This is a genomic window from Microcoleus sp. N9_A2 (assembly GCF_036701775.1).
In the GTDB taxonomy this organism is placed as follows: Bacteria; Cyanobacteriota; Cyanobacteriia; order Cyanobacteriales; family Microcoleaceae; genus Microcoleus.
The window spans coordinates 38347-58702 of record NZ_JAUBRH010000025.1 but is presented as its reverse complement, the minus strand read 5'-3'; the positions used below and the strand labels follow the sequence as shown (position 1 = coordinate 58702).

The following is a 20356-nucleotide window of genomic DNA, read 5'->3' as shown; positions in this document are numbered from 1 at the left end:
TGCATAGAGTTTTTTATCTCCCGCAATTAGCAGGGGGAATACTACATCAAAGTCAGATATTGTGTAGAAAATTCTGTAAATCTGAGAGCAGAAATGCTACAGAAAGTGATATAATTATTCAGCCCAAACAAAGCTGGGTGAGCAGCACAACCATGTTCGCAGCTCGATCGCCGCCTCTGAATTTTTAATGTTTAATTCCTAACATTCCTGGACGCACAGAAAACTAAAAACCCGGTTTGCGAGAGTATTCGTCGCTGCAAAACCCCAATATTTTCAATAAAAACCAGGTTTTTTGCCTCCAGGACTCTCTAATGTTTAATTTCACACCGCGAGGCTAAAGCTTCAACAGCTTGGAGGAGTTGAGTTGGAGTCCAATTTGCAGCCAAGCCACTGGCGATCGCACACGCTCCCGCACCGACACCTTCTTTAACATAACCGCGATCGTAAGCTTGCAGTTGCCCGTAGCAAGATCCAGCAAAACTTAACTGTGCAGCCAACAAAGGCACACCGCCGATATCCTTAGCGAGTCCTACCGTGTCCCCTGTAGGGTCTTCAGCCACCCAGCGCGTAGTCCCCACCGTGACTTGTTCCGGACACCAAAAGAGAGCATATTCACGGGCTAAGGCTTGCATCAAAGCGTACACTGCCAGCATTTGCGTACCCCCGGCCAGAAGCACCCCGCAAGTGCGACTCGCGGCGATCGCCATTCCCGCCACCGCTACCTGCATCGGATCGCCCACCGCCGCTACCAAATCCAGGGGAGTGCTATTTTCTCCGCCAATTTCCCACTCAGCATTATTGAGTCCCGCTGTCACCGCAGCCAATTTTTGACCGTGATTGCAGCGAGGATGAGAACTATTAACTTTGCCCGCCGCTGCAATACCCAAACCCATTAACACACCCAAAGCAGTAGTCGTTCCCCCAACTACGCACTCCCCTAAAATTAAATAGCTGCCATTAGTTTGAGCAGCCAATTTAGCTCCCCAAATTAATCCTTGTTCGAGCAAATGTTTGACTGTTTCAAGTTCTAAAGCATTCCCAGAAATCAGACACTTTGCCGCAGTGCCGCCCAAATCAATTGCAGGTACCGGAGGCGGGAGGGGTAAACCTGCATTAAACAGGTAAAGCGGAATTTCCAAAGCTTCGACTACAGCGCGAGATATTAGTACCGGCGAGGCACCCGCTTCTAGGGGCGGCAAAGGATATTGGGGCGACGGTTGCGGGCCGTTATACAAAAATTCTGCATCTGCCAAACAAGTAAATTGTCGATCGTGCGGGGTTGCTCCTGCTGCTGAAATCCCCGGAATTAAGCCTGTCGCGGTAAATCCTAACACGCAGGCAAATATCGGTTTTTGTCCCTGATAGCGATCGAGCCACCGCTGCCCCTGTTCAATTTTTGTATAAATATGAATCATAAATTAGTCAGTAGTCATTAGTCATTAGTCATTAGTTAGCAGTCATTATATCTCTGCAATAATTATTATGGAACAGGCATCCTGCCTGTTCAAGACTTGCTTTTCAAAAGAGGTCTATTAGTCATTAGTTATTAGTCATTAGTTCTTTAGTAGCAATTAGCAATGCCCGATGCCCCATGCCCGATGCCCGATGCCCCATGCCCCATGCCCCATGCCCCATGCCCCATGCCCCATGCCCCATGCCCCATGCTCAATAACTACTCTTCATAATCGATCAAAACTTGCACCCAGCTTGGCGGCCGCGGAATTGGATTTCCCAAACGATCTAACAGCAGCAAAGCTACTAAATGCACTACAAATAAATAGACAATATTGTTAACCAAAATCATCCCAGCGGCGATCGCCCCAATTGTGTTCAAACTCGGTACATTAAGCCAGCCCAGCTTCACAAACACCCATTCCACCATCTCTGTTACCTGGGCCGTTACGTAAACCCATAGATCTTGACCCACCAACGCTGACAGCAGCCAAAACCGAAAAAAGAAGCCGACAGTACCAATGAGAGCGCCCACACTAATAGAGAGTGACCAACTCGCTTTGCGCCTCCAAAGTCCTCCCAGCGCAACTCCCATAATTCCAAAAGGCATCACGTATAAAATGCTCCGCGTCGGGCCCATCAGTACCGACAGCAGCAAACCCGATACCAAAGCTGCCATCCAAGCTGCTCGGTTGCCCCAGCGCAAGTAAACCAGGGCGATGGGTATCGGGAAAAAAACCCGCAGCAAAGGCCCTAGCGGAAAGTAATAATTTACCAGCCAAATTAAGCTAGCGGTACTTGCCAAAAAAGCCGTTTCTACCAGCATTAAAGGCGCTTCCCCAGAGGCGCGCTTCCCCGGATCGGGATTGGTGCGATCGCCCGCCAAATCTGAAATATCCGCAGTTTGGGGGTCGTTATTTTGACTGGGTGAACTGCCGGAATTAGACGTGGCATCTGCTGACAAAAAATCACTCATCCGATTTTAGATTTTAGATTTTAGATACTTCGGCTTCGCTCAGTACAAGTTTTAGATTTTAAGGGACTTGGCGCTGGCTGATTCCCGGTTTTTGATTTTTGGTTTTTGATTTTTGATTTTTGATTAGACTTGAGTTGCAGAAGTCTTCGATCCAGAAACCGCAGATATCGGGCAGATGCAACACAGATTGACGCAGATAATTTCAGGGTATTTTCTGATTTTTGCAATGGTTCGTCTATTTGGACTTTTTGATTTTAGGAGAAACCGGGTTTAGATGCCTGCGTCAGTCTTATTTTAGATTAATTTTCTCAGCCCAACTTTTTGGCAGTATCATTTTTCCGGTTTAATTTCCTGGATTACCAAAACCGAACAAGATGCGTGGTGAACAACATAATTGCTGACACTGCCGAGGAAAGCTTCTGTTAACCCCGTGCGGCCGCGCCTCCCCACTACTATTAAATCTGCGCCCCAATTTTCGGCAGATTCACAGACAGAATGCCCCGGATCGCCGTCCATTTTGCAGTCAAATTCCACTTGCAATCCTTGTTTAGTGGCAGCGTCGCAGTAATTTTTCAACAAACCCGAAGCCTGTTTTTCCTCGCTTTCCAGCCGCAAACGTTGAGCTTGATAAGCTTGATTCATTAACTCGACATTCATGCCCAAATCTACTGGAATTGGTACTGCCGTCTCGCCCAGCGTGTTGACAGTAACGCAGTGAAATAGCATCATCTGAGCGCGATCGCCCACAGCTAATTCTAAAGCTTGACTAAAGACGCGGTGGCCTAGATCGGAATCATCAACGGCAGCGAAAATTTTCTTAAAACTCACAGCTTTACCTCCGGCGGGAAATCATCATTAGTAGTTAACAGAGAGTGCTTTTGAATTTGATTCAAATTAGCAATCTCTGATACTTCTAGACTAACAGACGCTCCAATGCGTGTAGGTCTGGAATGCACAAAACGTCACGTTCGCGCTGAATAGTTCCTTTTTTTTCCAGCTTGCTCAGCACTCGCGTTACTGTTTCCCGAGCCAGCCCGCTGAGACTGCTTAATTCTCTGTGTGGGAGGTTGGGAATTTCTGTACCTCCACTTAACATGATTTTCCCTTGCCCCTCGGCCAAAAATAATAGAATATCTGCTACTCGCGATGTACTGTCCGACTCTCGCAAACGCAGGCGGCGGTTGACTTGCCGCAGGCGACGCGCCATCAGTTGAGCTAGGCGAATGCCTGCTAGCGGCTCGGTATGAATGAGTTGCACAAAATCCTGAGATGGCATATTGCCAATCAGTGTCGGGGCTAGGGTGATCACATCTGTCGATCGCGGTGCTTCTTCGATCGCGGCCATTTCCCCGAATAATTCTCCTTTCCCTAAAATATTCAGTGTTACTTCTTTTCCGTCTAGGTTGTAGGTGCGAATTTTCACCCAACCATCCAATATAAAATACACTGATGTTCCCCAGTCATTTTCGAGTAAAATCACTTGATTTGACGGATGACTGCGGGTAACGATGTGGACAGTTGCTCTCTCGATTACAGGATCGGGTAATCCTGCAAAAAAAGGAGTAGAAACTATCAATTGATTTATATTAGAATTCGGATCTCGGGTGTTAAAGCGGTCTTCCATGAGGCCATCATTTTAATTTATGCGCTTGAGCTGCGCTGGGCAGTTACAAATAGCTTGCAGCCGAGTCATTCGATTTGAGATTCAAGATTTGAGAAACAAGGATCTAAAATCGGCAATTTTACCTCTAAAGTTTTGCGGTCAAAGGCTCAATATGGGAATTAATAGCCTCAAGCTCTGATTGGGAGCTAGAGACTAAAGAATATACCATAATTTTTTAGATATATACCACTGAGCAAATTTTATTAACAAAATTTTAGCAATGTGGCAAACGACTGAGCCGATCAAATTACCGAAGACAAGCTTAACACTGCTGAGAGATTTGTTGTCACTCTTGCCCTGCTGTCGAGAAGGCAGAATCCCCGAGTACAAGCCTGCAAGCACGGTAGACAGATCCCAAATCCGAGCAACTGCCTAGAACCTGGCAAATGTCAGCACGATCGGCAAAATCCACAGCCATTGCGAGCCTAAAGACTGGCGCTCTTGGCGAGCGACACCCACCCACTTCCCAGCAAACTTTTCTGCTACCCAAGATTATTGTACCATTAGTATCTAGCCATCAATACAGATAAAAGGCTATGATCAAAGGTTACTCAAACCCAGTATATGGGGACAATCCCGAATCTTGGTATCCCAAATCGCAAATTGTTTGAGGTTTTTTCCAAGTCGGTGAAAGATGAAGAGACAGTGACGCGCCGCCATGCTAACGAAACTCGCGGTGACAGTGTGCTGCCCGCCGTTCCAGCCGGTGAAGGCAAAAGTTCGTCGGGCTCGCAGCTCTTACGAGCAGGAATCAGTCTCCGGGTCAGGAAACTCGCCCCTGAGCCACAGAATTTGACCAACAATAATGGGATTCAAGCCCCGTCCTTATAGGACGGCTTTACATGAATTTTTGTTAAGTTTTACCATTTCACACAAGACGTGCGAGTATGTAAAATAGCGTAGTTAAGGTCAGCATGACACTAAAAGCCTTCAGCTATCGATTCTACCCAACGCCGGAACAAGAAAGTTTGTTGCGACGTACTTTGGGTTGTGTTCGTTTGGTCTACAACCGTGCTTTAGCCACAAGAACGGAAGCTTGGTACGCAGAACAGAAACGGGTAGGCTATGCCGAGACTTCTTCAATGTTAACCGAATGGAAGAAAACCGAAGAACTAGATTTTCTCAACGAGGTTAGTTGCGTACCGTTACAGCAGTGTTTGCGTCATCTACAAACGGCTTATACCAACTTTTTTGATGGGCGGGCAAAATATCCTAACTTCAAAAAGAAACGCAATGGTGGTAGTGCAGAATTTACCAAGTCAGCATTTAAGTTCAGAGATGGACAAGTCTACCTAGCAAAAAGCACACAAGCGTTACCAATTCGCTGGAGTCGGACACTACCTGATGGTGCAACACCTTCAACCTTAAGCGTAAAGCTTGCACCATCAGGTAGGTGGTCAGTTTCTCTGCTAGTGGATGTTGAAATTGAAGCATTACCCAAAACAGATAATCAAGTCGGTATCGACCTGGGAGTTACAAGCTTGCTCGCTCTTAGCACTGGTGAAAAGATTGCCAATCCCAAAGGATTCAAGGCAAAATATCGGCAACTTAGAAGAGCGCAAAAATTTTTAAGTCGCAAGCAAAAAGGGTCAAACAACCGTCACAAAGCACGGCTTAAAGTAGCGAAAGTGCATCAAGAAATTACTGATGCAAGGAAAGATAATCTTCACAAGTTAACAACGCGGTTGGTGCGTGAAAACCAAACCATCGCCGTAGAAAACTTAGCTGTGAATAACATGATTAAAAATCCCAAACTTGCTCTAGCTATAAGTGATGCAAGTTGGGGGGAATTAGTCAGACAACTAGATTACAAGTGCGATTGGTACGGTCGTACTTTAATTAAGATTGACCGATGGTTTCCGAGTTCAAAACGGTGTGGCAATTGCGGACATATCGTTGACAAGATGCCGTTGAATATCCGGGAATGGGATTGTCTTAATTGCGGGACGCACCATGACCGAGACATCAACGCAGCAAAGAACATTTTGGCGGCAGGGCTTGCCGTGGCAGTCTGTGGAGCGACTGTAAGACCAGAACAGAGTAAATCTGTTAAGGCTGGTGCGAAATCCCCTAGGGGACGGAAGCAGAAACCTAAGTCGTGAGTCTTAGGAATCCCCGTGCGTTTACGCCGGGGTGGATGTCAAAGGCAATAGAAGTTATCCGAAGACAAAACGTTAATTAACAGTTGTCAGAAAATATTAGTAAATTATTGACTGACTCGCATTCAGGATACAAGCCCCCGGATTCATTCCTTCGCAGACTCAGGACGGAGAAATAAAAAACCTGTATCCGATAAACAAGCTCCCGAATTTATCCGTGCGGTCAATGCTTAAATCTAAAATCTAAAATCTAAAATCGATTGACGGACTCGCATTCAGATTATTCTATCTATTGGCATCGCTGCCGCCTGAATTCAGTCTTTTTTCCGTAAAGTTTCTCCCCAGCCGCATTCCCAGAGGTTCCGCCCTTGAATTCTCAGAAGTACAAAATTCAAGCATTGATTGCTGAGATAGACGAGGTACTCAGCAAGCCCGCACCCCGCTTGCCTTGGACGGGTTCTCTTGATACTGTCCACCAGCGCCAACTTTTAGAGCGAGTTCGCGCTTATCTGGTTTCCTCAGACTCAAAGCTAACGGCCGCAAAGGCCCCCGCCCGCCCAAATGTGCCCCCGCAACCAGTTCCAGTGCCCAAAGTGCCTCTGCCCGCCCCTCGCCCCTCAGCCGCAGAGCAAATCATGCTTGCCGTAACCGGAGAAATCAGCCACCTGCGTTCAAGCCTGACAGGGCCGCTCCAAGAAGACATAGAAGCTCTGCGGCAAGAGCAGCAAGCTCTAATTCAAGAAATCAAACAGCTAGAAGCAAAACGGCAGCAGCAACAATCCCTAGCTCAGCAACAAGCCAACCAACAGCAAATCATTGCTGAATTCTTGCAGGTACTAACTGCCCGCTTGGAAGAAACCTTGACTAGCGATTTCTCCCAAATTCTAAGTTCGCTAGAAAATCAGTTATTGCAAAGCAGCGCAGCACCATACTCTTTGGGCAGTGCACCTGATGAACAATTGGCTATTGACGTAACACTTAACCCACAAACCTCAGAAGAACACCCGCTGCTGACGCCGGCTCAGAGGTTGGAGCAAATGCAACTGTTCCAATCTCATGCTGACAGTCTGCTGATGAGTCTCGATTCTAGGATGGCTATCGTGTTCGAGGCTTTGCAAGCAAATCTGCAAAGCTATCAAGCTTCCTTGAGACAAGAACTCGAAAATATGTACGGTTTGAGCCAGCAGAGCGAGGCGATGTTCGCGGCTTTGGTCAACCACTTGGCTTCACAGTTGGGGCGAGAAGCGTCTTCCTACGTTCAACAGCCGATCGATTTAGCAAATAATCTCGAAACCGTCACCCCCACCGCAGCCGATCAATCTCCTGTCGCTCCCGCCCTTTCAAATACTGCAGAGACTCTGACGGGAGACTCGGTGCTGGAAATTCGCACCGGCGAATTCGGAGAACAAGACAGATTTCCCTACGCCGGTACAGAAATTTCTCCGCAATTCAGACAGTTGAGGCGCGACCGCGACCGCATTCAAGCCCCTATTTTGCTCCCGGAGTTGGAAGATAATTTGTTGGGTTCTACCCCCGAAATATCTCGAAATGCAACTCGGTTTACTGGCGGTGAATCGGAGAAGAGATTAACAGAAACAGACGAAGAGATTGAGGATTTGTATGCAAGTTTGTTCGCGGGAGAATCTGTTCCTGAAGTGGAATTACAAATCGAAAGTTTCCCGGTAGAAAATACTGTAAGTGAGACAAAAAGTGAAGGCGTAGAATATCAAGCGGCGACGAATCAGGAAACTGCCGAATCGCTAAAAATGACCGAAGATTTGTTTGTAAATCTGCTGGATGAAGGCGAATCTCTGGAAGAGACTTTAGTAGATGAAGATTCAGATTTTGTAATGGGGAATTCTGTAGAGTCTCTAACTTTAGATAGTGCAGATTTATTTGAACCGCAAGTCGCAACAGTACCTCAAGTTTCAGAAGCATCACCCTCAAATGCTGAGGTGCAACTTGACGCGGACGATCGAGAAAATCTAGAAACGGGTCAAAACCTCAGCGAGCTGTTCGGCGCTACTGTGCCTGAATCAGCAGCTTTGCCGTTGAGAACGCCTGTAGAAATTAGCCCTCACCGACCCAGTGCCACGCCCGCTGTGCCAAGTGTCGGCGATGTTCAAGCTGGCGAGTTCGACTCATCCTCGCAGGGGCTCAATGATGGGTACATCCAAGCTTCGCCGGACGAGGATTTACTGCCGGTCGAGGCATTAGAAGATGACCTCGATCGAGCTCTAAATTTGGACAACAATACTCTGGAACTTTTGGAGGCAGACCTCTACAATCTGGAGGGATTGGAAAATACTAGCTCCCGGCAATCGAATTCCTCAGCCACTAACAGCTTCGATTTATCGGCGAGTTCCCCCGAGGAGGGCGGTGCAAAAAATCCCTTTGCGGAGGTGGCAGAGGAAGAACTTGGCACGCTGGAGGATTTGTTCTCTGATGTGTTGGAACTCTCATCTGATGATGAACCCTTTGTTTTGGAAAACGAACTTGAGGATGATTTGTTTGCGGAGGAAGACGACTCGAATTTGACGCTAGACGAGATTTTGGCTAGTTTGACCGAGACTGATCGACCTTTGACTGATTCTCCCCCTCCAGAAACTGCCGAAACTAACGAACTGCGATCGAGTCCTCCAGAAAGTCAAAAAAAAAACCTAATTTCGACAGAGAGTAAAGCAGGAGTTGTTGAGGGGAAAACCGATTTTAGTGAGTTTGCCGGAACACAGCAGCAAGAGGCGGCTGGGCATTCGGCAGCAGGTGCGATCGCCCCATCCCGAGAACGCCGGAATTCTAGCTGGTATTTGGGCATTGATTTCGGTTCCAGTGGCCTGTCTGCGGCTTTGCTCGATCGTACCAGCGGGCAGTTGCACCCGATTTACTGGGAAGCATCGCAGGCTGAGGCTTGGGCAGCAGACGCCAGTTGTCGGATTCCCTCGGCTGCGGTGCTGGCCCAAACAGCCCCAGGGAGCTCAGGGTCAGAGGTGACAGTCAGGTCGGTGGGATTCCGACCCCAGGCTTTGGCTGCAGGAGAATTTTTACTGGAAAATTTTAAATTGCCTTTAAAGGTGGGCATTCCTTATCAGCGGGAGGCTGCTGGGATGTACGAACCGCTGTTGCAGTGGTCGCCCTTGCAGGCTTTTTCGATCGCCTTGCCGCTGCAATGTGTGCGGGCACTGCTGGCTACTTTGAATCCGAGTTTGCGGGGACAAAAATTTGCCGAATCAGGGGAAATTTTGGATTCTGCAATGCCGACGGCGAATTTTGCAGGAGTGCCAGTTTCTAATTTAATTTGTAGGGCTTCGGGACTGACGCCAGAAACTCTCGATGCCGCGCTTTTAGACTTGCAGGGTGTAATTTTGGGGACTCCGGCCGACTGGTCGGATGTTTATCGGTTTAATCTGCGGGAGGCGGTTTTGGGCGCGTCTCTGGTGGCTTCTGGTTCGCAAATTTTTGTGGTGGAAGATGCGATCGCCACTTTGCTTGCTGCTGTAACTCCTGTGAAAAATGGCATGGAAGTGGAGGCGTCAGCCACGGATTCTGCTAAGGGCACTGAAGAAGCTGCACCGCTGGCTGTGAATGCTTCATCTTTTAGCGGGGGAACTTTGATTTTGAATGCGGGGGCGGCGACGGTGGAATTAGCTTTAGTTGAGTTGCCGTCCAATCTTCAAGATTTAACTCGTGCTGATTTTACTTGCCAGAGTTTTGGTTTTGCGGGCGAGGCTTTCGATCAGGATATTATCTGTCAGTTGTTGGCGAAAAATGAAACGTGGGGAATGTCGATCGATTTGCCACGTCCGGGGCATCCTGATTTGCCGAGTCGTTATCAATTGCAGCAGCGGTTACAAGGTTCTGCTTTTGGCCTGCAATTGTTAGAAACAGCAAGGCAAATAAAAGTTATTTTGCAACATCAAAAAAGTTTTAGTTTGGATATTGGTCAGCAGCATTGGGATGTCAATCGCAAAGATTTGGAAAGTCTGGTTTTAGTGCCTTTTGTGCAGCAGTTGAACCGTGAATTGAATGCTTTGCTCAGCCGCGCGGGAATGTCGCCGGCGGGAATTAATCAGGCGATTTATGCGGGGGGTATGGGTGCTTGGCCTGCGATCGCCCGCTGGTTGCGGCAGAAGCTGCCGAATGCGATCGTGGTTCAAGACCAGGAATTGCAGGGCGATCGAGATATTTTTGAGATTCACAATTCTGCATTAAATTCTGTATCTCAAAGTACAAATATTTCCCAAAAAATTGGTCGAGTTGCCTGCGGGTTGGCGAGTTTGGCTCTCTATCCTCACCTTTTGGATGTGTCGCAGCAGCAGTACAGCGACTTTTTTCTGCTGTGGGAATTAATGCAGGTTTTGGGTGAGGAAACTCTGAGCTTTCAGGAAATTTTGCAGTTGTTGGAGAGCCAGGGCGTGAATACCGGCACCTGCGAGCCCCGGATTTTACGGATTTTGGAAGGAAATTTGCCGGCGGGAGTTGTGCCTGCGGAGGAAGATTTCATGCTGCTCGCCGAGGAGTCGAGGCAAAATCCTGATTGGGAAGCAATTTGGGCTGAGCCGCTTTTCTTTGAAGATGTCTCACGGGGTTATCGTTTGAATCTCGAACACGCCTCTGTTGTTCGCGAATATTTAGGCAAACTCGCCTCTAGCAGCCAGCAAAAATTGTTAGAGCCACTAACACTTGCTTGGGATGTTCGCACCGATATTTATCGCTAAACGGCAAAAAACCCGGTTTCTCAGTATAATCCTCCCTGTCTTCCGGGAAGAGTCTTAGTCGAAACCAGGTTTTTTTGCGTCCAAGACTAACTTTTTCCTGTAAATTTACGTAAGTTTACATAAACTTTATACGTTTTTATAAAAAATACATAGAAACTTTATAAAAGTGTTATTGCTTTTTAAAGATTGTGCAAAGCTGAGTATTTCAGGTTCTGCAGATTTGGGATGGCTAATAAGATGGATGTAAGAAATCGTTAAAGTTGAGACAAATCATATGAAATTTCCGATGGGTGCCTCGTCGAAATCATCATTATCAAAAATGCTGTCCTTATTTTTTCAAGAATATACTTGCAAAGTCTGTGTATCAAAACAACAGGCTCACCGATCCGTAACGAGCAAGGTAAAACGGTCGATCGATATTTTGGGCTCGCTGCTGGGACTGGCAATTACTGCTGCGGTAGCGGTGCCGGTGGCAGTGGCGATGCTGTTGGACAATCCGGGCCCGCTGCTTTACAGTCAAGTCCGCTGCAGCTTCAAAGGGCGACCTTTCAGAATATGGAAATTTCGATCGATGGTTGTCGGTGCAGAAAAGCTCAAACATTTAGTTACCAACCAAGCCACCGGCCACATTTTTAAGAATGACAACGATCCGCGAATTACCCGCGTCGGCCGCTTCTTGCGGAGCACGAGTTTGGACGAGTTGCCTCAATTCTGGAACGTGTTAGTCGGCGACATGAGTTTGGTGGGAACTCGACCGCCCACTCCTGATGAAGTTGCTGCCTATGACGATTTTCACTGGCAACGTTTAGATGTCAAACCCGGTCTGACTGGGGAGTGGCAAGTCAACGGACGGTCTGGAGTTAAAGACTTTGACGAGATTGTCCGTATGGATCTCGACTATCAGGGTAAGTGGTCTGTTGTCTACGACATCACTCTGATTTGCAAAACAATTTGGGTGGTTTTCAGCAAAAACGGTGCGTGTTAATAGACTTGCTGTTTTGGGTTGTTTTGGGATTTTAAATTTTAGGAAAAAACACGGGATGAGATAGTTGGAAATGGATTAAATATATGTTAATAGAATTAGCGATGGGTGACGCTTATGGTGCGGGTTTTGAATTTGTTGACCAGCAGACGATCGAAATGTACAACAATCTCAGAAGTTACATCAAGCATCCCCGTCACGACATCCAGCCTGGATGTTACACAGACGATACGCAGATGAGTTTAGCCGTCGCAGAAGCGATCGTCAGTCGAGAACCTTGGACGCCGGAACTTTTAGCCAGCAAATTTGTTGCAGCTTTTCACCGCGATCAGCGATTTGGTTATGCTGGCAAAATGTACAATTTTTTGCTACAAGTTCAAGACGGAAAAGAATTCTTAGAAAAAATTCACTCCACTAGCGATAAAAGCGGATCGGCGATGCGAGCCGGGCCGATCGGCATTTTTCCTACTATTGAAAAAGTCATCGAAAATGCTACCATTCAAGCTGCCATTACTCACAACAGTCCTGATGGCATTAATGCAGCTATAGCAGCAGCTTTGATGTCCCATTACTTTATTTATCAGCTAGGTTTAAAGAAAAATTTGGGGAATTTTCTAGAAAGGCACGTCGCTGGTGAGTGGTCAATACCTTGGCAAGGACAAGTCAGCGTTAAAGGTTTGGTCTGTGTTAGAGCAGCTATTACTGCTGTCATGCGAAATGATAGTATGAGCAAACTGCTCCTAGATTGCATTGCCTTTTCTGGAGATGTGGATACAGTAGCCACTATTGCTTTAGCTGCTGGTTCCTGTAGCAGTGAAATTGCCCAAGACCTGCCAGAAAATCTGGTACAAGGATTAGAAAATCAATCTTACGGCCGAGACTATATCATAGAACTGGATCGACAGTTAATGAATTGCAGGAGCGACTTCTGATTTATTCCTGATATCTGTTACATCCGTTAAATCCCTTACACTGCGCGTTGCCGAACTTCTTGCTATTATGAATTTGCCTAATTTGATTACGTTTTCTCGCTTACTGGGAGTGCCTTTTCTGCTCTACGGTTTGTACGACCCAAGCGCGCAAAGCCGCTGGATTTGCACCGCAATTTTTGTGGTAGCTGCGGCTACTGATTGGCTGGACGGCTATTTGGCTAGGAAACTGAATCAAATTACCGATTTGGGTAAGTTTCTCGATCCTTTGGTGGATAAATTGTTGGTTCTCGCGCCGCTTTTGGTATTGATTGAGTTGGGGAAAATCCCGGCTTGGGGAGTGTTTGTGATTTTTGGTCGGGAGTTGACAATTGCGGGGTGGCGTGTTAATAAAACTACGATTTCGGGAGCTAATATTTGGGGGAAGTTGAAGACGGTAAGTCAGATTGTGGCGATCGCACTTTTAATTGCTCCTTTGTCTGAAGCGTGGAATTTTCCCGCATTAATTGCTTTTTGGGTTTCTGTGGCTTTAACTTTGATTTCTGGCGCTATTTATCTATGGCCGGAAAAGACTGCTGAGGACAAGTAAATCAGTTTTATTTAAACCGCAGATTAACGTAGATAAAAACTTCGATATATTTGTAGGGACACGGCATTGCCGTGTCCCTAGCCGTAGCTTAATAATGAGTCCCCGATTTCCGGTAATGCACCGCTGTCACGCCGTCATTTTTCAGCAAATGACCGTTGTCAATCGCCGCATAGACTACCCAGTGATCGCCGCATTCCATCCGACTTATCACTTCGCATTCGAGATAAGCTAAAGCCTCAGTCAAAACCGGACAGCCGTTGCTAGCTTCTATTGTTTCGACTCCGGCAAATCTGTCTTCTCCCGGAGCAAAGTTTTTCATGAAATACTTCCGCAACTGTCGCCCTTCTGCTAAAATGTTGAGCACAAATTTATCCCCGGCGTACATCAAAGCTTCGATCGATCGATCTTTTGCCACCGCAATCGTCACACCGGGCGGATTAAACGTTGCTTGCGACACCCAGGAAGCCAGCATCGCACTGCTAACCTCCCCCCGCTTCGCCGAGAGTACGCACAGGGAACCAACCAATCTCCCTACTGCTTGTTCAGTGCGATCGCTCCCCGCTACTAATTGCGGTTTCGGTGCCCGCAATTTTTGCGATTTAATCAAAGCTTGAGCAAAATCCGTTCCCGCTTCTTTGCACTCGTGAATTGTCGTCGCCGTGGGCTTAAATTTGGCTCGAATCGGCTCAAATCCAATTCGATAGCCAGCATCTTTCAGCTTGCCTTCCACTAAGTCGATCGCCTCTCCACTCCAGCCAAAAGAACCGAAAACCCCGGCTAATTTGCTCTTAGTTGCTGTAGATAAAACTATTCCCAAAGCAGTTTGAATTTGCGTCGGCGCGTGTCCTGCTAGCGTGGGAGTTCCGATGATAAATCCCGCACATTTCTCGATCGCCTCTTGAATTTCGCCCGGTTCGGCAAATTCGCAGTTGATACTTTCCACCGCAACGCCGGCTTTCGTAATTCCTTTGGCGATCGCCTGCGCTAAAGTAGCCGTATTTCCGTAAGCCGAAGCATAAATCAAAGCAACTGTCAAGTCTTTTGAATTTTGTTGCTGGCTCCATTCCCGATACAAATTGCTCAGTTCATTAAGGCCGTAACGGACGATCGGGCCGTGACCTGGAGCATAAAATGCTGCGGGTAAATCGGCGAATTTATCCATTGCCGTCAGCACTTGTTTTGCCTGAGATGCGTGCAGGGAATCGTAATAATAGCGCCGATCTTCGCTGTAAACACTCCACCCTTCATCAAATACTTGGTCGCCGCAAACATGAGCTCCAAATAGTTTGTCAGTGAACACGATTCTAGTGTGCGGATCGTAGGTGCAAAGTTGGTCAGGCCAGCGGGGAGTCGGAGTCGCGATGAATTTTAAGGCGTGACCTTTTCCTAAATTGAGAGTTTCTTCTCCCCGAACGACCATAATGTTTAATTCTTGGTCGGGAAAAGCGGCTCGCAAACTAATTGCCGCTGGATTCGTGCAAACCAAAGCTACTTCAGGAGCTAATTCTAACAGAGCTTTAATCGTGGTTGCTCTGTTAGCATTGAAATGCCCCAAAATTATGTAATCCAGCTTTGTCAAGTCCACCCGTTGCTGCAAAAATTCCAGGTAATTTTGAGTAAAAGATTCCCCCGGCGGGTCGAACAAAGCAGTTTTGTCAGCTTGAATAATATAGCTATTTGCTGTCGTACCCTTTTGCAGCGAATACTCGACTTCAAATTTGAGTCTGTCCCAAGTCCGCGATCGCACAATAAAAGTATCGAGGGCGATCGGGATAAACTGCACGTCGCGGGGTTTAGTATCAGATGCGAGTCTAGGAGTCAAAGTGTTAGTCATTAATTGCACCTATGAGAAACTGAACTACAGAACTTCTTTTGATTTCGTGCCAAAAATTGGTATCTACAATGTCAAACCTTGCACCTCTACCCTGTAAATTGGTATCAAGGTCAGTCAGAAATTCCCTGGTTGTCAAATCATCCCCAATTTGGATAAAGCTCACTCCAATTTCTTCGTCTTTATCTATTTTATTTGCTGCACTTACAATAATTTCAGCGACAGCAGCGGTATTTTCTGGTTTTTGATCTAGGACTGCAACAATTATTGCTCCTTTCTTCCCTTTGGTCTTTGGTTTACCTGCAAAATAATCGCTGAAAGCTTCTTTCAGAGCTTCTTCCAAATTAGTTGCAGTCGGGTTTTCTGAATCCGGTTCCGTATTTTGTCGCTGCAAAATTTCAGCTAACCGGGCAACATTTGAATTTTTATACTTCCACATAGGAGTAGAAGCTTCGTAAAGGGTGATGCCGTCGCTGTCAAATTCCTGACATTTTTTTGCTAAGTCGATGAGAGATGCCTGTGCTTCTACCCACTCCTCGTACCAAGGATGGTGAGGGTCTCTGCTGGCATCGCTTCTGGCAATAATAATTGTGTAATCTCGGTCTTCTAAAAGATTGGCAGGCATTGGCAATTCCCCTAGTTAAAATGGAGTCTAAATGACAACGGTTTGCCCGGTAAGGTGCTGGTGGCGCACCTTACGTTGAGAGTTTTTGCGTAGCCAGTTGTGTCCAGGACTGTAATTGTAGGGTGCGTCAGTAGATAGTCGATGATGAAGTCGAATAAAACATCGGCTGACGCACCTTACTAATACCTTGTCCAGGACTGTAATTGTAGGGTGCGTCAGTAGATAGTCGATGATGAAGTCGAATAAAACATCGGCTGACGCACCTTACTAATACGTTTGGGGTGTGTTGATTCAGACAGTCGATCAATATATCGTTGAATTTCCCCTTTGCACCTGACAACTGCCAACAGTCAACAGTCAACCGTCAACAGTCAACTGTCAACCGCTAACTGACTTCCTAATAATGATTTCCCACTTTGCGGTGGTGAACTGCAGGCAGTGCATCTGGATTGGAGACGCGGCCGCTATCGACGATCGCATATACGATATGATGATCCGAAAGTTCCATCCGGCTGACTACTTCGCACTCCATGTACGCCAAAGCATCTGTCAAAATCGGAGAACCGTTGGTTGCTGGTTGAGTTTTAACTCCGGCAAATCGATCAGCACCAGGAGCAAAACGCTTTAAAAAGTGCCTCATCAAGGTTTGATAATTGCCTTCTTCCAGCACGTTGAGAACAAATTTATCTCCCGCGTGCATCATCGATTCAATCGCCCGATCCTTCGCAACTGCTATTGTTAAACCTAGCGGTTTAAAGCTAGCTTGAGTTACCCAAGAAGCTAGCATCGCACTGCTAACCTCGCCTTTTTGAGCGGTAATGATGTACAGTCCGCCGCTGATCCGTCCCAAAGCTTTATCGAGGTCGCTGTCGAGGGATTTCATCTGTTTGACAGCTTTGTCCCGCGTCAGCCACTGTCCCAAGTCGGTGCCGGCTTCGTCGCAAAGTTGATAACTCGCTTCTGTCGGCGTTTCTTTAATTAAAATGTTGGGAAATGCTTCTTTTAAACCCAACTCTTTGAACTTGTTTCGCAGCGGGTAAATAGATACGTCATCGCCACCGCCGGATTCGCACAAACCGAAAGATTGTTTGTTGTTAGCCGCAACTAAAATTGTGTTGATAACAGCTTCGGCATTCGCAGCAGCAGTACCACTACTCGGCGGCGAACAAATTACGATGCCGGCAGCATTACCGACAAGTTCCGCAACTTCTTGCAAGTCGGCGATTCTCAAATCCATCATTTCCACGGCGACACCTGTTTTGGTGATACCGTGGGCGATCGCTTGGCTGAGTCGATCGCTAAATCCGTAGTCGGAGGTGTAAAATACCGCTACAGTGGTTTCTGCCTTAGCTTGCGCTTGGCTCCACTTTTTGTAGCGTCCGGTAAGTTCCACCACATTGTGCCGCAGCAGCGGGCCGTGACCGGTCGCAACTGTACCGATTTCTCCCAACTCTGCCATCCGCTTCATCGCAGCGAGTACCGATCGAGCATTGGGAGCCATCAAGCACTCATAATAAAAGTGGTAATCTTCCTCAACTGCTGCTAAATCGTCATCGAAGGTGCTGTCGGAACAGTAGTGCATCCCGAAAGCGTCGCAGGTAAACAGCACTTGAGTTTTGTTGTCGTAGCTAAAAATAGTATCGGGCCAGTGCAAGTTCGGCGCCGATACGAATTCGATAATGTGGCCGTTTCCTAAATCTAGTTTGTCCCCGTTTTTGACTACCAATCGCTCAAATGGTTGGTGTACAAGGTTTTCTAAAAATTGAATTGCTACTTTCGCCCCCACGACAATTGCTTGGGGTGCCAGCGCCAGCACGTCTTTGACTAAACCGCTGTGGTCTGGTTCGGTGTGGCTGATAATTAGATAGTCAATCTCTTTGGGGTCAATTTCCCCCGTCAGAGTTTCCATGTATTGCTGGCGAAACTTCTCGTGCGAGGTATCGACGAGGGCTGTTTTTTCACCGCGAATGATGAATGAGTTGTAAGTTGTACCGTTTTTGAGTCCGAATTCGATGTCAAAGCGGTCTCTATCCCAGTCCAGGCATCGAATTGCCGTTGTATCAGAGGCAATTTCGACTTTTTCCACCGTCAATCTGCGTTGGACTCGTTCAGTCAGCGCTACCATCAGTGCCTCCTTGTCTTTTTACCCATTACCTTATTGTCTTCATTCTGACACGTTTTTTTTGTAAATCTTTATCAAATTTCCTATCACTCAGTTAAGCATCCCAAAAGTGAGATAAAATTCTTGACAAAAAGCAAATATGTGTGCTATTGCAACCGAGTTCGATCGGTTTGGCGATCGAGGTACTGAGTTTTGCAGGGAAATTCCTATCCAGCAGTCAATTAGTTAGTAGCAACTTAACAGTTATACAAAATGTGCAGTAAGATGATCGAATAAAAAAATCCCAAATCCACAAGCCCAAATCCATTAAGTGATATCAATTCCGGCTGCCCCGGAATGATATCAAATCTGCGCTTGATCGTCGGGGGTAAAGTCGAATCCTGCGGCCAACAAATAATTCGCGCAATTTTCATTTTTTTGACCCCTCCTTCTACAGTCAACAGTCATCAGTTATCAGTCAACAGTCAACAGTCAACAGTCAACAATGATTCCGGTGCAACCGGAATCGATAGGATGTAAAGCTATGTCTGAAAGTTCCTTTGATAAAACTAATTTCGGTTGGCAAGTAGGACAGTGGAAACAGCGAGTGGAGGAGTGGTGGGAACTAAAAACTGCCCAAAATATACCGAATGTCAAATTGCCATCTTGGTTTGATTCCCCCATCTTGGGGGCGATCGCTAAAGCCGCCTTTTGGTTAATCTTAGCATTGCTCGCAGTCTGGGCGAGTTGGCAGATTTGGCAACTGTTACGTTTTTATATTCATAATTTCAAAAAGCAGAATCAAACAACTGATGGAAGTGCGAAAAACAAAATAAAAGATTTGTCGGTAGCAGAGTGGTTGTTGCGATCGCAAAAGTTGCAGCAGCAAGGCAAATACCGCCAAGCTTGCCGCTGTCTTTACATGGCTTTGTTGCAGCGGTTAAATGATGCGGGAACCGTGGTTCACCAACCCAGCCGCACTGATGGCGAATATTTAGAATTAATCCAGCAATTACCCCAGCCAGTGCCTTACGAAACTGTGATAACAATACATCAGCAACTATATTTCGGGAATACCGAAGCTGACGCCTCAACCTTTGAACAGTGTCAGCAAGCTTATCAACAAATTAAGGATTAAGTAGGTAAACCAAAAAAAAAATATCCAAGTGATAATTTTAGGGGCGGGTTTTTACCAACAATAATTACCACAAACCGACAATCTCAAAAACCCCCACCCAATAGCCAATTGCAATCTACTTTTTTCAATATACAAGGGTTCAAGGTCGTACTCGAATAACGCGCGTAGCATCTAAGAGTACGACCTTGAAAGGGTGCTATCAGACCGAAGTAGCAAATGGGTTGAAAGCCACGAAACTAGCACCAGCAATGGGATTCTGGTCGATGCCGCCCACAATCAGCCCTGTAGGTGAATCCCATTAGTTGTCGGTGCCAGCGACTGTCAAACTAGGATTAGCGATCGCCACCCCATTGAAAGAGTTGGTGATGAAATTGCTCATATTGCGGGACATATTAGTAGAGCAATGATTCCTCGCCCTACTAACAGCCTTAGATGAGAGTGATACTTGTTGCCGCTGTACTGCCGAAATTGTAGCCCGCAGTGGGGTTAGTAAGACCTAAGCGCACAGTCCCATTATTGGTACTAAATGGGTTGTCTTGAACAGTAAAGGTTTGGCTGAGTTGGCCGTCGGCGAAGGACAACGTGCCGCCAGTGGGGCCGCCCGGGTTAAGCAGGTAGTCACCATATACAGGTGCAGGGCCGCTGCCTGGAGTACCCGCCAGAATAATATAATCAATCGATGCTGCACCTAAGCCACTTGAGCGGGTAACTGTAACCGTTGTGCTGCCCCCCTGAGTGGCGATCGTGCCGTAATTAGACGCACTATACTGGAAGATATTGCCAGATGCACTGCTGCTACCGTCAATAATGTCTAGTCTTGCTGTTGACGGAGTGCCGACGGGGCCGTTGTTGAGAAATAGGTTAACAGTCTCAGTCATTTCAGGCACAGTATCAGGATTGACAAAGATGCTGAACGTCTTGGAAGTTTCCCCAGGGCCAAAGGTGAGTACACCAGCACTAGAGGAATAATCAACCGCACTTCCAGTTGATAGGGCGGTGCCGTCAAGAGTACTGTAGCTAATCGTTCCGGTCGCCGTATTGGGGCCGATGCGATTGACTGTCACCGTAGCAAAGCCAGATGATTCCTGAGTGCTGAAAGTAGCCGCACTAAAAACAAACTGGGTTGCTGTTGATGTTGCTGGAGTTGGAGTTGGCGTCGGAGTTACCATCGTCCCAGTTGGCGCCACATCATTAATCGTCAAAATTGACGGACTACTGCCGACATTGCCACCGAAGAGCACCAAATTCACCGATTC

The 20356-nt window shown here is 46.9% G+C and carries 15 protein-coding genes; 7 read left to right on the top strand and 8 right to left on the bottom strand.

The genetic code is table 11. From position 1 onward, the window contains the following. Positions 1 to 308 precede the first annotated feature (308 nt). The 4 genes from cobT to QUA44_RS16275 all read right to left on the bottom strand — a co-directional run bounded on the left by cobT (position 309) and on the right by QUA44_RS16275 (position 4052). Positions 309 to 1415, bottom strand: coding sequence for a nicotinate mononucleotide-dependent phosphoribosyltransferase CobT (gene cobT / locus QUA44_RS16290; protein WP_333252289.1), 1107 nt, complete (start codon positions 1413 to 1415; stop codon positions 309 to 311). 257 nt (positions 1416 to 1672) lie between these two features. Further along, positions 1673 to 2428: a DUF2232 domain-containing protein gene (locus tag QUA44_RS16285; RefSeq protein WP_333252290.1), complete on the bottom strand. Its 756-nt coding sequence runs from the start codon at positions 2426 to 2428 to the stop codon at positions 1673 to 1675. A gap of 330 nt (positions 2429 to 2758) precedes the next feature. After that, the gene (locus QUA44_RS16280; protein WP_333252291.1) at positions 2759 to 3256 is read right to left on the bottom strand and encodes a universal stress protein; all 498 of its coding nucleotides are present in this window, start codon (positions 3254 to 3256) and stop codon (positions 2759 to 2761) included. A gap of 85 nt (positions 3257 to 3341) precedes the next feature. Continuing rightward, positions 3342 to 4052: a Crp/Fnr family transcriptional regulator gene (locus QUA44_RS16275; RefSeq protein ID WP_333252292.1), complete on the bottom strand. Its 711-nt coding sequence runs from the start codon at positions 4050 to 4052 to the stop codon at positions 3342 to 3344. 603 nt (positions 4053 to 4655) lie between these two features. Here QUA44_RS16275 and QUA44_RS16270 point away from each other — a divergent pair. The 6 genes from QUA44_RS16270 (at position 4656) to pgsA (ending at position 13405) form a co-directional block, all read left to right on the top strand. After that, on the top strand, positions 4656 to 4922 hold the full coding sequence (locus QUA44_RS16270; RefSeq protein ID WP_333252293.1) for a hypothetical protein: 267 nt from the start codon (positions 4656 to 4658) through the stop codon (positions 4920 to 4922). A gap of 83 nt (positions 4923 to 5005) precedes the next feature. After that, a complete protein-coding gene (locus tag QUA44_RS16265; RefSeq protein ID WP_333252294.1) occupies positions 5006 to 6193 on the top strand; it encodes an RNA-guided endonuclease TnpB family protein in 1188 nt (395 codons plus the stop codon). Positions 6194 to 6558: 365 nt separating this feature from the next. Beyond that, positions 6559 to 10905 carry a hypothetical protein gene (locus QUA44_RS16260; RefSeq protein ID WP_333252295.1) on the top strand — a complete coding sequence of 1449 codons (4347 nt, stop codon included), beginning with the start codon at positions 6559 to 6561 and terminating at the stop codon, positions 10903 to 10905. 319 nt (positions 10906 to 11224) lie between these two features. Next, complete coding sequence (locus QUA44_RS16255; protein ID WP_333252296.1) at positions 11225 to 11890, top strand: sugar transferase; 666 nt, start codon at positions 11225 to 11227, stop codon at positions 11888 to 11890. A gap of 83 nt (positions 11891 to 11973) precedes the next feature. Continuing rightward, the gene (locus tag QUA44_RS16250) at positions 11974 to 12819 is read left to right on the top strand and encodes an ADP-ribosylglycohydrolase family protein (RefSeq protein WP_333252297.1); all 846 of its coding nucleotides are present in this window, start codon (positions 11974 to 11976) and stop codon (positions 12817 to 12819) included. A 67-nt stretch (positions 12820 to 12886) separates the two neighbouring features. Beyond that, complete coding sequence (pgsA, locus tag QUA44_RS16245) at positions 12887 to 13405, top strand: CDP-diacylglycerol--glycerol-3-phosphate 3-phosphatidyltransferase (protein WP_333252298.1); 519 nt, start codon at positions 12887 to 12889, stop codon at positions 13403 to 13405. 88 nt (positions 13406 to 13493) lie between these two features. On the opposite strand, the gene QUA44_RS16240 is transcribed toward pgsA, so the two are convergent. The 3 genes from QUA44_RS16240 to QUA44_RS16230 form a co-directional block, all read right to left on the bottom strand. Further along, complete coding sequence (locus tag QUA44_RS16240; protein ID WP_333252299.1) at positions 13494 to 15239, bottom strand: diflavin flavoprotein; 1746 nt, start codon at positions 15237 to 15239, stop codon at positions 13494 to 13496. Continuing rightward, positions 15232 to 15861, bottom strand: coding sequence for a hypothetical protein (locus tag QUA44_RS16235; RefSeq protein WP_333252300.1), 630 nt, complete (start codon positions 15859 to 15861; stop codon positions 15232 to 15234). The genes QUA44_RS16240 and QUA44_RS16235 overlap by 8 nt, the downstream gene beginning before the upstream one ends. Before the next feature lie 397 nt (positions 15862 to 16258). Beyond that, the gene (locus QUA44_RS16230; RefSeq protein ID WP_333252301.1) at positions 16259 to 17986 is read right to left on the bottom strand and encodes a diflavin flavoprotein; all 1728 of its coding nucleotides are present in this window, start codon (positions 17984 to 17986) and stop codon (positions 16259 to 16261) included. A gap of 520 nt (positions 17987 to 18506) precedes the next feature. Between QUA44_RS16230 and QUA44_RS16225 the strand changes: the two genes are divergently transcribed. After that, entirely contained in the window at positions 18507 to 19100 is a 594-nt protein-coding gene (locus QUA44_RS16225) for a DUF4129 domain-containing protein (protein ID WP_333252302.1), read from the top strand. A 428-nt stretch (positions 19101 to 19528) separates the two neighbouring features. Here QUA44_RS16225 and QUA44_RS16220 read toward each other — a convergent pair. After that, on the bottom strand, positions 19529 to 20356 hold an 828-nt coding region (locus tag QUA44_RS16220; RefSeq protein ID WP_333309795.1), incomplete at its 5' end, for a Calx-beta domain-containing protein.

What these genes read in the sequence shown, in the direction of transcription:
- QUA44_RS16225 (WP_333252302.1), top strand. Translation starts at nt 18,507, where the DNA reads ATGTCTGAAAGTTCCTTTGATAAAACTAATTTCGGTTGGCAAGTAGGA.
- QUA44_RS16285 (WP_333252290.1), bottom strand. Translation starts at nt 2,428, where the DNA reads ATGAGTGATTTTTTGTCAGCAGATGCCACGTCTAATTCCGGCAGTTCA.
- cobT (WP_333252289.1), bottom strand. Translation starts at nt 1,415, where the DNA reads ATGATTCATATTTATACAAAAATTGAACAGGGGCAGCGGTGGCTCGAT.
- QUA44_RS16230 (WP_333252301.1), bottom strand. Translation starts at nt 17,986, where the DNA reads ATGGTAGCGCTGACTGAACGAGTCCAACGCAGATTGACGGTGGAAAAA.
- QUA44_RS16235 (WP_333252300.1), bottom strand. Translation starts at nt 15,861, where the DNA reads ATGCCTGCCAATCTTTTAGAAGACCGAGATTACACAATTATTATTGCC.
- QUA44_RS16240 (WP_333252299.1), bottom strand. Translation starts at nt 15,239, where the DNA reads ATGACTAACACTTTGACTCCTAGACTCGCATCTGATACTAAACCCCGC.
- QUA44_RS16265 (WP_333252294.1), top strand. Translation starts at nt 5,006, where the DNA reads ATGACACTAAAAGCCTTCAGCTATCGATTCTACCCAACGCCGGAACAA.
- pgsA (WP_333252298.1), top strand. Translation starts at nt 12,887, where the DNA reads ATGAATTTGCCTAATTTGATTACGTTTTCTCGCTTACTGGGAGTGCCT.
- QUA44_RS16270 (WP_333252293.1), top strand. Translation starts at nt 4,656, where the DNA reads ATGGGGACAATCCCGAATCTTGGTATCCCAAATCGCAAATTGTTTGAG.
- QUA44_RS16250 (WP_333252297.1), top strand. Translation starts at nt 11,974, where the DNA reads ATGTTAATAGAATTAGCGATGGGTGACGCTTATGGTGCGGGTTTTGAA.
- QUA44_RS16255 (WP_333252296.1), top strand. Translation starts at nt 11,225, where the DNA reads ATGCTGTCCTTATTTTTTCAAGAATATACTTGCAAAGTCTGTGTATCA.
- QUA44_RS16275 (WP_333252292.1), bottom strand. Translation starts at nt 4,052, where the DNA reads ATGGAAGACCGCTTTAACACCCGAGATCCGAATTCTAATATAAATCAA.